This is a genomic window from Pelodictyon phaeoclathratiforme BU-1 (assembly GCF_000020645.1).
GTDB lineage: Bacteria > Bacteroidota > Chlorobiia > Chlorobiales > Chlorobiaceae > Chlorobium > Chlorobium phaeoclathratiforme.
The window spans coordinates 598662-610393 of record NC_011060.1; the positions used below are offsets into that span (position 1 = coordinate 598662).

The window sequence follows — 11732 nt, forward strand, 5'->3', positions numbered from 1 at the left end:
TGGAAGCATTGGCTGATATGCTTGTCCAACAGTTAGGCTGGTCTACAGATAAGAGCAGAGTGAAGATAAATATTGTGTCGCATACAGGAGCTGATGGTTTTTCTCGTTTGGTGAGGCAGGCGAAGTTTGATGGGGATACATTGGCAGGCAGGTCAGAGTGAGCACCCGGGAAATTAAGCCGCGCATCTGAAAGGGGGCTGGAGGCATGGGCCGAAGCCATTCTCATGGTGCCGTATAATTTTCTCCAAAAGGAGAGTGAACTATTTTTATAAAAGATCGTTACATAAATCCTTGCTTCCAGAGGGGGGGAGTTTCTGATCTTTCTTTTTTGTCGAATGAACAGGCCGGGTGGAGTGCATTTGATCGTCGGGCCAAACGATTTCACGTTGTACTGGTTTGCCGGTTTTTTTGTGGAAGGGCTGTGAGCTATTGTGGAGAGCAAAAAATGAGATATATCACGAGTATAGAAAGGATAGGCTATGACAAGGGCTCTATTGAGGGTCAGGCCGAGGGTCGTGTCATAGGCCGTTTGGAGGGTAAGCGCCGGTTCTTGTGCATGCAACTGGAATGTCGCTTTGGTGCTTTGCCTGCATGGGCATTAGAGATGGTAAGCTGCGCTTCTGAGGAGGATTTGCATTCATGGGACGATGCTGTCCTCACTGCGCCGACCTTGGAGGCCGTTTTTCATCAAAAGAAATTTTTTCGTGAAGAACCGGACTGGATAGAGACAATTATCTCGCAGAGTTATGAAGCTTGCTATGAAAACGGAACTTTGAGATGGTTGGGAGATAAGCCTTCGGTCAAGCAGGCCTCTGTTATTGTGACGATTCTCTCTTAGAGAGAAAGAGCGATAATTGCATTATTGAAAAAATCTCAACGCTCATCGCTTCTTGCAGGCAAAGGCGAAGTGTTTGGAGATATCACACCTGTATCACCGGAAGAAGAGTGAAACTGCCTGATATCATTGTGCTCTTCAGGGAAGAACCATCAGTGAACGCTTGAGATTGCTCGTGATGGAGTCAAAATGCATCTGGAAGTGGGTCAAGAGCCGGAAAAAGAGTGTCTCATTGCTCAAGAGAGGTTTGATTATTGTTTATTGCAGGATTTTAACGGGGAGTCTTGCATATGAGAGCTGTTTATAGTACCAGTTTATGATTTCCTTCAAGCCGGGGGTGAGCTTGTGATCAAACGTATTCCGCAAATATGGTGGTCATTCACTCTTGACGTCGAAACAGGTTGTGCTTTTCGTTCATGAGTACACGCAGTCAACAACGTCCCTGTGTTTTTGAGCTGAAGTACACGTAGTCAACAACGTCCCCAATGTTTTGAGCTGAAGTACACTTAGTCAACAACGTCTCCAATGTCGTATGATCAATAAAATTCTGCCTCTTCTTGTTTTGCCGTCGGGGTTCAGCCTGTTGTGTCTGCTGGCTGGATTGCTGTTGCGCAACAGCTTTTTTCTTTGGCTTGGAACTCTGCTGCTTTTGGCGTTCAGTATGCCTGTGATGAGTGATTTTTTGATGCGTTCTGTTGAGGTTGGCGAGGGGAGAGTGCCGGTCAGCAGTGTCGGGAAGGCTGATGCGATTGTTGTGTTGAGTGGTATGATTGTGACGGTTGACGGGGCGCCGCTGGGGGAGTGGGGTGGTGCTGTGGATCGGTTTGATGGTGGCGTTGAGCTTTTCAAGGCGGGAAGAGCTCCTGTGGTGGTTTTTACTCGTGGGCAGGTGCCGTGGCAGCCGGGTGTGGTGCCTGAGGGTGAGTTGCTGGCGAAAAGGGCTTTGCTGCTTGGTGTGCCGCAATCGGCTATCCGTTTGACGGGTAAGGCGGGTAATACGGCGGATGAAGCTGCTGCGGCAAGTGTGTTGCTCGGTGCTTCAAAAAAAGGAGTTCCGAGGAGAATTATTCTTGTTACCAGTGCTTTTCATATGCGTCGGGCGCGTTTTTTGTTTGAACGTGCGGGGTTTGCTGTTGAGCCTTTTTTGGTGGATTATCAGACCAGTGAGAAGAGCCCATTGACGGTGCTCTCTTTTTTGCCGAATGCCGAGGCGCTTGCGCAGTCCGACAGGGCATTGCGTGAGGTGATCGGCTTGCTTTTCTATTGGGTTACAAAATAAGTGGTGACTCCGTCCCGTTCGCCGGAAACAGGAGATGGGGACGTTGTTGACTGCGTGTACTTCCGAAGAACATACCGTGTTTTCAATGTTGACTTTGCGGTCGTAAATACACGGAGTCAACAACGTCCCCCTTTTCGTCCCCCTTTTTTTGAGGAAGTACACGGAATCAACAACGTCCCCAAGGGGGGATTTTCATTAGTGGGGCGTAGTTGTTATCTTCTTTTTTTTGAGGGTTGGTTAACATTATTGTGTTTGTCGAATGGATGATGTTCGGAATTTGCTGTGGTATGCTGTTTATGTTCGTTCTCGGTATGAGAAGAAGGTTTATCAGTTGTTGCTGGAGCAGGGTGTTGTGAGTTTTTTGCCGTTGCTTGATACCTGGAAGCAGTGGAGTGACCGGAAGAAGAGGGTTTCTGAGCCGTTGTTCAGGGGTTATGTGTTTGTTAATATTGATTTGGTGAGGGAGAAGATCCGTGTGCTTGATACGGAGGGTGTGGTGAAGTTTATCGGGATCGGGAGAGTGCCTTCGGTCATTGTGCAGCGGGATATTGATTGGTTGAAGCAGTTGGTGAGGGAGCCGGATGCGATTCATCGTCATGTGGTTTCTCTTCCGGCGGGTCAGAGGGTGAAGGTGCTTGCTGGTCCGTTTAAGGATTTTGAGGGGGTTGTGGTGAAGCAGGGGAGGGAGTCGCGGTTGGTTGTTTTTTTTGAGAGTATTATGCAGGGTGTTGAGGTGACGATTTTTCCTGATGTGTTGGCGCCGATTGCGGTTGCTCCTTCGCCGGTTCAGGGTGTGGCGCCGTTGAGTGGTAAGCTTGCGTCTGTGGAGAAGCATTTGCTTCGCTTGTGAGGTGGTCGCGTGTTGTGCTGGCTTAGTTGAAATTGAGTGGGGGCCTCGGCGGGTTGTTGGGGTGAGACTCTGGAGAGGTGATTTTTTTTATTTTTGCAGGAGTTTCTGCAGGGGGCTTAATGGAGGGTTTTGTGCAAAAAGGGGAGCATGCGTCGATACGGGATGTTTTCAGTCTGCCGGTGATTGTGGCGGCGCTGGGTTATTTTGTTGATATTTACGATCTGGTGCTTTTCAGTATTGTGCGGGTGCCGAGTTTGAAGTCGTTCGGGTTGTCGGGGAAGGAGTTGATTGATTATGGGGTTTATCTGCTGAATATGCAGATGATTGGTATGCTGGTTGGTGGTATTCTGTGGGGCTGGCTTGGCGACAGGAAGGGGCGGCTGAAGATTATGTTTGCTTCGATTCTGCTCTATTCGCTTGCCAATATTGCAAATGGTTTTGTTTCGTCGCTGCCGGCTTATGCGGTGTTGCGTTTTGTGGCTGGTGTCGGGCTTGCCGGGGAGCTTGGGGCGGGTATTACGCTGGTTTCGGAGGTGTTGCATACGCGTATACGGGGTTACGGGACGATGCTTGTGGCTTCGATTGGTGTTTCGGGGGCGATACTTGCCAATATTGTGGCGAATACGTATGAGTGGCATAATGCTTTTTTTATTGGCGGGGGGCTTGGGCTGTTGCTGCTTGTTGCGCGTGTGAGGGTTGCTGAGTCGGGGATGTTTAAGGCGATGGAGGCGAAGAGCGGGATGAGCCGGGGGAATATGTTGGCTCTGTTTACGGATCGTGGCCGTTTTTTCCGTTATATCAATTCGATCATGATTGGGGTGCCGATCTGGTTTGTTGTGGGGGTGCTGATTACTTTTTCGCCTGAGTTTGGTGTTGAGCTTGGTATTTCCGGGCCGGTTTCGGCTGGCAATGCGGTGATGTACTGTTATCTTGGTCTGGTTTTCGGGGATCTTTCGAGCGGCTTGTTGAGTCAACTGTTGCAGAGCCGGAAAAAGGTTATTCTGTTGTTTATGCTGCTGACGGTTGGCGCCGTGGCGCTCTATTTTCTGCAGGGTCATCAGAGCCCGCAGTTTTTTTATGTGGTCTGTGCTGTTCTTGGTTTTGCGGGTGGTTATTGGGCTATTTTTGTTACGGTTGCGGCGGAACAGTTTGGCACCAATCTTCGTGCTACGGTTGCTACGACGGTGCCTAATCTGGTGCGTGGCATGGTGGTGCCGATTACCATGCTCTTTCAGTTTTTCCGTGGCCTGTTCGGGCTGGAGTCGGGGGCGCTGCTGGTTGGCGCCATCTGCGTGACGGCTGCTTTTCTCTCTCTCAGCGCTCTTGAGGAGACCTTCCACAAGGATCTGGATTACTACGAGGAGTTTCTCTGATCTCCTCCTTCAAACCCACAACAAGACAACAAGAAGGGGGACGTTGTTGACTGCGTGTATTTGACGCCTTTACACTATTCCCATCTCTGCTTTTAAAAATTGGCCGGTGTAGGAGTGTTCTGTTTGGGCAATCTGTTCGGGGGTGCCTTCGGCGATGATGTTGCCGCCTTCGTTGCCTCCTTCGGGGCCGATGTCGATTATCCAGTCGCTGTTTTTGATGATGTCGAGGTTGTGTTCGATGATGATGACGCTGTTGCCTTTGTCGACGAGTTTGCGGAGTACTTCGAGCAGGTGCTGGATGTCCTGGAAGTGGAGTCCGGTTGTGGGTTCGTCGAGGATGTAGAGGGTGTTGCCGGTCTGTATTTTGGCGAGTTCTGCCGAGAGTTTGATGCGTTGTGCCTCTCCGCCTGAGAGCATGGGGGAGGGTTGGCCGAGCTTGAGGTAGCCGAGTCCGACGCTTTGCATGGTGGTGAGGATGCGCAGTATCCGGGGGAAGTCGGTGAAGAATTCTGCGGCTTCGGTGATGGTCATTTCGAGTACATCGGCGATGGATTTTCCTCGGTATTTGACGAGCAGGGTTTCGCGGTTGTAGCGTTCTCCCTTGCAGTTTTCGCATTGGACGTAGACGTCGGGAAGAAAGTTCATTTCGATTTTTCGGGTTCCGGCTCCCTGGCACACTTCGCATCGTCCTCCTTTGACGTTGAAGCTGAACCTTCCGGCTTTGTATCCTCTGATCTGCGCTTCGGGCATGCGGGTGAAGAAGTCGCGGATGAAGGTGAAGGCTCCGGTGTAGGTTGCGGGGTTGGAGCGGGGAGTGCGGCCTATGGGTGATTGGTCGACGTTGACTACTTTGTCGAGCTGTTTTATGCCTTCGATGCTGTCGTAGGGATAGGTGTGCAGTTTGGAGCGGTAGAAGTGGCGCGCAAGGATTGGGTAGAGGGTTTCGTTGATGATGGTGGATTTGCCTGATCCGCTGACTCCGGTGATGCTGACGAGTGAGCGGAGGGGAATGGTGATGTCGATGTTTTTGAGGTTGTTGCCCCGGCACCCTTTGAGCCGCAGGAATTGTTGTTCCTCAGGGTCTGTTTTTTCCTCTTTTTTGCAGTATACCTGCCGTTCTCCGTTGAGGTATCCTGCGGTGAGTGAGTTGGGGTCGAGGGTGGCGGCGGCTCCCTGGGCGACTATTTCTCCGCCGTATTCGCCTGCTCCTGGTCCGAGGTCGATGATTTCGTCGGCTTCGAGCATGGTCTCTTTGTCGTGTTCGACGACGAGGACGGTGTTGCCGAGGTCTCTGAGCCGTTTGAGTGAGGTGATGAGTTTGTGGTTGTCGCGCTGGTGGAGTCCGATGCTTGGTTCGTCGAGGACGTAGAGGACGCCGCTGAGTTGTGAGCCGAGCTGTGAGGCGAGTCGTATGCGTTGTGCTTCGCCGCCGGAGAGTGTTTGTGAGCTGCGGTCGATTGAGAGGTAGCTGAGCCCGACGTTGAGGAGAAATTCAAGGCGTTTGACGATTTCGTGCAGTATGGGTGTGGCAACAAGTTGCTCTTTTGTGCTGAGGTTGCCGGGGAGCGCCTTGAAGAAGGCGAGGGATTCGGGCAGGGTGAGTGATTCTGCCTGTGCTATGTTGATCTCGTTTATTTTGACCAGCAGGCTCTCTTTGCGCAGTCTTGCTCCTTTGCATGAGGGGCATGGTTTGCGGAGCATGTAGTTTTCGGCCCACTCGCGTATTTTTGAGGAGCTGGCATTTTTGAGGATCTCTTCGACGTAGGGGAGGGCTCCGGGAAAGGGTTGCGGGTAGAGGGTGTCGTGGCCGGAGTAGCTGTAGCTGACGTCGAAGGTTCGGGTGCCGGATCCTTCGAGAAGGATTTTCATTGCCTCTTGTGGAATGTCGGTCAATGGGGTGTCGAGGGTGAAGTTGAACTCTCTTGCGATTGCCCTGATGACTTGCCAGAGGTTGCGTTTTCCTGATTTTCCGAATGGGTCGAGCCCGCCGTCGTTGAGCGAGAGGGTGAGGTCGGGGGTCATCAGCTCTCCTGAAAGCTGCATGAGCTCTCCGAGGCCGTTGCATTCAGGGCATGCGCCGTAGGGGGAGTTGAAGCTGAAGTGGTTTGGCGCAAGGGTGTCGACGGGTACGGAGCCGTCGGAGTAGGCGTAGCGTGTGCTGAAGGTGAGCTCTTTGAGCTGGCTCTCCATCGGGTCGCAGATGACGGTTGAGCGGTGTTCTGACATGGTTATGGCCATGCTGATTGCGTCTCTGAGGCGATCTTCGCAGTCGGGGCTGATGACCAGGCGGTCGACTACGAGTTCTATGGAGTGGCTTTTGTAGCGTTCGATCTGCATCTCCTTTTCCATTTCGCGGTATTTTCCGTCGATGCGGACCCTGAGAAAGCCTTTGAGGAGGAGTCGTTCGAAGAGTTCGCGATAGTGCCCTTTGCGTCCGGTGACGAGGGGGGAGAGTATCTGTATTTTGGTGCCTTGTGGGAGGGCGAGTATGGCTTCGCCGATGCTCTCTTCGCTTTGCTGCTGGAGCATGGCGCCGGTGACGGGGTCGTAGCGTCGTCCTGCTTTGGCGTAGAGGAGACGGATAAAGTCGTGAATTTCGGTGATGGTGCCGACTGTTGACCGGGGTGAGCGGTTGGTGCTCTTCTGGTCGATGGAGATGACGGGTGAGAGTCCTTCGATATAGTCAACGTCGGGGCGTTCTATGCTGCCGATGTATTGGCGGGCGTAGGGCGAGAGTGTTTCCATGAAGCGGCGCTGACCTTCGGCGTAGATGGTGTCGAAGGCGAGGCTTGATTTTCCCGATCCTGAGAGGCCGGTTATGACAACAAATTTGTTGCGTGGAATGTCGAGGGAGATGTTTTTGAGATTGTGGACTCGTGCTCCCCGGATGTTGATATGGCTGAATTCCATGTGTGTTGTTTGCGCTCTTTCTTTTTTTGCTGTGTGGGCGGTAATCGTTGTTTGATTATGCCTTGCTCAACGGTAAAATGGTGGCTCTGGTTTCTTTGTACGACTTTTCTGAATATGGAAATTATTTGGCAGAAGCAAGCCGAAAAAGGGAAAACAGTGCGGGGATTGTTTGTGGGGATAGTTCATGAAAAAGGCGGCAATTGCCGCCTTTTTCGTTTGGTACCCGTGATGTTGCTGCTTTTGGTTTACCCTTTCAGTGCTGCTCTTGCAGCGGCAAGGCGGGCAATCGGTACTCTGTAGGGGCTGCATGAGACGTAGTTCAGTCCCAACTGGTGGCAGAATTCGACGGTTGATGGATCGCCGCCGTGTTCGCCGCAGATGCCGAGTTTGAGTTCTGGTTTGACGGCCCGTCCCTCTTTTGCCGAGATGCTCATGAGTCGGCCCACGCCATCCTTGTCGATGGATTCGAAGGGGTTGCGTGCGAAGATTTCATGTTGCTGGTAGATGGGCAGGAATTGGCCTGAGTCGTCACGGCTCATGCCGAGGCCCATCTGGGTGAGGTCGTTGGTGCCGTAGCTGAAGAAGTCGGCTGCGGTGGCAATCTGGTCGGAGGTGATGGCTGCACGGGGTACTTCGATCATGGTGCCGACGAGGTATTTGACGCCTGTGCCTTGTTCGGCTATGACGCTGCGTGCTGTTTTGTGGATCACTTCGCTGGTGATTTCAAGCTCTTTGACGGTGCTGACAAGTGGCACCATGATTTCTGGTACTACTTCGAGCCCCTCTTTTTTGAGTTTGCATGCGGCTTCGATAATTGCCCGCACCTGCATGACGGTGATTTCGGGGTGCAGGATGCCGAGTCGGCAGCCCCGAAGGCCGAGCATGGGGTTAAATTCATGCAGATCGCCGATACGCTCTTTGATCTCTTCAAAGGATCTGCCAATTTTGATGGAGAGTGCCCTTATTTCGTCGTCGGTGTGTGGCAGGAACTCGTGGAGAGGTGGGTCGAGAAGCCGGATGGTGACCGGGCGTGAACCCATTGCCTTGAAGAGTCCGTAGAAGTCGTCGCGCTGGTATGGCAGCAGTTTTTCAAGCGCTATTTTGCGGCCGTCTACATCGTCGGCCAGAATCATTTCGCGCATGGCGTCAATGCGCTCTCCGCCGAAGAACATGTGTTCGGTGCGGCAGAGGCCGATGCCTTCGGCGCCGAAGGTGATGGCGATTTCTGCCTGGTCGGGCTGGTCGGCGTTGGTGCGGATGTTGAGTTTGCGGTATTTATCGGCCCATTCCATGAGCTGCTGGTAGATCGGCCATGTCGGGGCATCTTCGGGTTTGAGGCTCTTGTCGACGAGTACTTCGATGATTTCGGAGTTTTTGGTCGCTACTTTTCCGGCAATGACCTCTCCGGTGCTGCCGTCGATGGAGATGTAATCACCTTCATGCAGGACAATATCGTTGCCTTGTACCCGCAGTTCTCCTCTCTGGTAGTCGATGCTGAGCGCTCCGCATCCTGCGACGCAGACCTTGCCCATCTGACGGGCTACCAGTGCGGCGTGTGAGGTCATGCCGCCTCTTTCGGTGAGGATACCTTCTGATGCATCCATGCCCTTGATGTCTTCGGGGGAGGTTTCGATGCGGACAAGAATGACCGCTTCTCCGCGTTTTCCGGCTTCGTAGGCATCGACGGCGTTGAAATAGATTTTGCCGGTAGCGGCGCCAGGGCCGGCATTCAGTCCTGTTGCAAGGAGTCGTCCTTCCTGAATGGCTGCCTGCTTCTCTTTCATGTCGAAGACGGGCCGGAGCAACTGGTTGAGTTGTTCGGGCTCGATGCGCAGCAGTGCCTCTTTTTCGTCAATCAGTTTTTCGTTGAACATGTCAACGGCTATTTTTACTGCGGCCATGCCGGTGCGTTTGCCGACCCTGCACTGGAGCATGAAGAGTATGTTGTTCTCGATGGTGAACTCGATGTCCATCATGTCGTGGTAGTGGTGTTCGAGAATGGAGCGAATCTCTTCGAGCTGGTCGTAGATGCCTGGATTTTCGGCCTTGAGTTGTTCAATTTTCAGAGGGGTTCTGGTTCCGGCTACCACATCCTCTCCCTGGGCATTCATCAGAAACTCACCATAGAAGATGTTGTCGCCGGTTGCGGCGTCGCGCGTGAAGGCTACGCCGGTTCCGCAATCGAGGCCCATGTTGCCGAAGACCATTGCCTGGACGTTGCAGGCGGTGCCCCAATAACCGGGAATGTGGTTGAGCTTGCGGTATACAATTGCCCGCTCGTTGTTCCAACTGTTGAAGACGGCTCCGATTGCTCCGATGAGCTGTTCGTGTGGGTCTTCAGGGAAGGTTTTGCCGGTTTTTTCAAGAATTGCGGTTTTATAGTCAGCGACGATACTTTGGAGGTCTTCAACGGTGAATTCTGTGTCGAGCTCGATGCCGAGCTCGTGTTTTTTTGCTTCAAGGATTTTTTCGAAGGGGTCGATCTGTTTTTTGTCGGTCGGTTTGAGGTCAAGCACGACATCTCCGTACATTTGCACGAAACGGCGGTAGCAGTCCCATGCGAAGCGGGGGTTTCCTGATTTTTTTGCAAGGCCGTCAACGGTTTGTGCATTGAGACCAAGGTTGAGAATGGTGTCCATCATGCCGGGCATTGAGGCTCTTGCACCTGAACGGACGGAGACCAGGAGGGGGTTTTCGGGGTCTCCAAATTTTTTGCCGAGCGTCTCTTCAATTTTGCGGAGCGCATCGGGGATTCCTTGCTCGAATAGATTTTTGGGGTAGTTTTTTTGATTTTCGTAGTAGTAGGTGCAAACTTCGGTTGAAATGGTGAAGCCGGGAGGAACCGGCAGACCGATGTTTGCCATCTCGGCAAGGTTGGCGCCTTTGCCGCCGAGCAGGTTTTTCATGGACGCATCACCTTCAGAAGAGCCGCCCGAGAAACTGTAGATGTATTGTTTACTGCCGGCCTTTTCGTTGGTAATCTCAGATTGTGGCATAATGTTTCATGAGTGATTGTGTTTTTTTACCAGATAAAGGAAATGCATGTGGTGAAAAAACAGGTGAAGTTGACTACTTTTATCGAAACTGAAGTTTACTAAAAAGCCGCTGTAAAAACTACCGTAAAGGATATTTCATTCTGATTTATTATGGAAATTGATCCTCTTGTTATTTTTCTGCAAATCTTGCGTCTTGCCGTTCCCTATGTGCTTACCTCTGTTGGGGCAACGTTTTCGGAGCGGGGCGGGGTGGTTAATCTGGCACTTGAGGGGATGATGCTTGTTGGTGCGTTTGGTGCGGCTTTTGGTCAGTACCGGAGCGGGTCGGCCCTGGCGGGCATTTTGCTGGCTCTGGTGTGCGGCCTTTGTGTTGCGCTGCTTTTTGCTTTTGTGACGGTTACCTTGAAGGCTGACCAGATTGTTGCCGGTATTGCTATCAATATTCTTGTTATGGGCGCTACCCGTTTTGGGCTCAGCCTGTTGTTCGGAAGTTCGATGAATTCGGAGCGGATTGCCGGTATTGCGGTTCCCTCTCTTTTGCTTGATCCTCTTTTTCTTGCTGCTGTGCTCTCTGTTGTTGCAGGTTATCTGGTGCTTTTCAGGACTCCTTATGGTCTGAGGCTTCGGGCAACGGGTGAAAGTGCTGAAACGGCCGACAGTGCAGGTATCAATGTGGATCGCATGCGCTATTCCGGCGTGCTTGTTTCTGGTGCACTTGCGGCTCTTGGTGGAGCTTTTCTTGTTTTTCAGCAGCATACCTTTACTGATAATATGTCGGCCGGGCGGGGTTATATCGCTCTTGCGGCTATGATTATCGGCAAGTGGAACCCGGCTGGAGCTGCACTTGCAAGTTTGTTTTTTGCAACGACCGAATCGATGGAGATTTGGCTCCAGACGGGGTGGATTCCCTCGCAGTTGGTGCAGTCACTCCCTTATGTCATAACGCTGGTTGTGCTTGCCGGATTTGTTGGCAGGGCTTCAGCGCCGAGGGATGCGGGTACTGCGTTTGAAAAAAACCGCAAATCAGATTAGGCAGATCAGCTCTCCAGCATGTTTTTCTATGCCTTTGGCCACTTCGGCTATTGATGTTTCGAGCATGTAGGCTGCTGGTGTGCTGACTCTTTTTCCTTTCTGGCTGACAATGCACTCCCCGACAGGGCATTCGATAGGGCGGGCACCCATTGCCTCGATCGCTGCCGAACTTTCCGGATCATTCTCTGGTTAGGTCAATATGTTTCAGGTCAATATGTTCACAGCCCGGAAGTTTTGCTGCAATAAAAGGGTGCGATGCAGGTGCAAGAGGGGTCAGCACCGCTTCCTGAATCTCGGATCCATCAGGAAATCCGCAGCCTGAAAGGAGAATTCCGATTTTTTTCATGGCAAATATTAGTATTTTATTATGGAGTATTATACATTTTATATGCGCAGGTGCGTTCCCTGTATGCGTTGTGTTTGTTTTTGTTTGGTTAAGGATGATGATTTGACGTAC

Annotated in this window: 8 protein-coding genes and 1 pseudogene; 5 read left to right on the plus strand and 4 right to left on the minus strand. The window is 52.0% G+C overall.

Annotated elements, in window-relative coordinates; all coding sequences use genetic code 11:
- The first annotated feature begins 445 nt into the window (after positions 1 to 445).
- From PPHA_RS16180 to PPHA_RS03105, 4 genes are all read left to right on the plus strand, one after another.
- The gene (locus tag PPHA_RS16180) at positions 446 to 838 is read left to right on the plus strand and encodes an RpnC/YadD family protein (protein WP_012507419.1); all 393 of its coding nucleotides are present in this window, start codon (positions 446 to 448) and stop codon (positions 836 to 838) included.
- 529 nt (positions 839 to 1367) lie between these two features.
- On the plus strand, positions 1368 to 2114 hold the full coding sequence (locus PPHA_RS03095) for a YdcF family protein (protein ID WP_012507420.1): 747 nt from the start codon (positions 1368 to 1370) through the stop codon (positions 2112 to 2114).
- 259 nt (positions 2115 to 2373) lie between these two features.
- Positions 2374 to 2964 (plus strand): UpxY family transcription antiterminator, encoded by a 591-nt coding sequence (locus PPHA_RS03100; protein ID WP_012507421.1) that lies wholly within the window; start codon positions 2374 to 2376, stop codon positions 2962 to 2964.
- A 119-nt stretch (positions 2965 to 3083) separates the two neighbouring features.
- Entirely contained in the window at positions 3084 to 4337 is a 1254-nt protein-coding gene (locus PPHA_RS03105; protein WP_012507422.1) for an MFS transporter, read from the plus strand.
- 69 nt (positions 4338 to 4406) lie between these two features.
- Here PPHA_RS03105 and uvrA read toward each other — a convergent pair whose 3' ends face one another.
- Positions 4407 to 7247: an excinuclease ABC subunit UvrA gene (gene uvrA / locus PPHA_RS03110; RefSeq protein WP_012507423.1), complete on the minus strand. Its 2841-nt coding sequence runs from the start codon at positions 7245 to 7247 to the stop codon at positions 4407 to 4409.
- Positions 7248 to 7492: 245 nt separating this feature from the next.
- Positions 7493 to 10243 carry a pyruvate, phosphate dikinase gene (gene ppdK, locus PPHA_RS03115; protein WP_012507424.1) on the minus strand — a complete coding sequence of 917 codons (2751 nt, stop codon included), beginning with the start codon at positions 10241 to 10243 and terminating at the stop codon, positions 7493 to 7495.
- Positions 10244 to 10393: 150 nt separating this feature from the next.
- Here ppdK and PPHA_RS03120 point away from each other — a divergent pair, with 150 nt between their 5' ends.
- Entirely contained in the window at positions 10394 to 11275 is an 882-nt protein-coding gene (locus tag PPHA_RS03120) for an ABC transporter permease (protein ID WP_012507425.1), read from the plus strand.
- On the opposite strand, the gene PPHA_RS16600 is transcribed toward PPHA_RS03120, so the two are convergent.
- Positions 11267 to 11425 carry a hypothetical protein gene (locus PPHA_RS16600; RefSeq protein WP_317623602.1) on the minus strand — a complete coding sequence of 53 codons (159 nt, stop codon included), beginning with the start codon at positions 11423 to 11425 and terminating at the stop codon, positions 11267 to 11269. The two genes, PPHA_RS03120 and PPHA_RS16600, sit on opposite strands and share 9 nt — an antisense overlap.
- Before the next feature lie 112 nt (positions 11426 to 11537).
- Positions 11538 to 11621: pseudogene (locus tag PPHA_RS16695) on the minus strand (isoprenoid biosynthesis glyoxalase ElbB); the annotation flags it as partial.
- Between the last annotated feature and the right edge of the window lie 111 nt (positions 11622 to 11732).

Coding starts and splice junctions, on each gene's coding strand:
- PPHA_RS16180 (WP_012507419.1), top strand. CDS start 446: ATGAGATATATCACGAGTATAGAAAGGATAGGCTATGACAAGGGCTCT.
- PPHA_RS03095 (WP_012507420.1), top strand. CDS start 1,368: ATGATCAATAAAATTCTGCCTCTTCTTGTTTTGCCGTCGGGGTTCAGC.
- PPHA_RS03100 (WP_012507421.1), top strand. CDS start 2,374: ATGGATGATGTTCGGAATTTGCTGTGGTATGCTGTTTATGTTCGTTCT.
- PPHA_RS03105 (WP_012507422.1), top strand. CDS start 3,084: ATGGAGGGTTTTGTGCAAAAAGGGGAGCATGCGTCGATACGGGATGTT.
- uvrA (WP_012507423.1), bottom strand. CDS start 7,247: ATGGAATTCAGCCATATCAACATCCGGGGAGCACGAGTCCACAATCTC.
- ppdK (WP_012507424.1), bottom strand. CDS start 10,243: ATGCCACAATCTGAGATTACCAACGAAAAGGCCGGCAGTAAACAATAC.
- PPHA_RS03120 (WP_012507425.1), top strand. CDS start 10,394: ATGGAAATTGATCCTCTTGTTATTTTTCTGCAAATCTTGCGTCTTGCC.
- PPHA_RS16600 (WP_317623602.1), bottom strand. CDS start 11,425: ATGGGTGCCCGCCCTATCGAATGCCCTGTCGGGGAGTGCATTGTCAGC.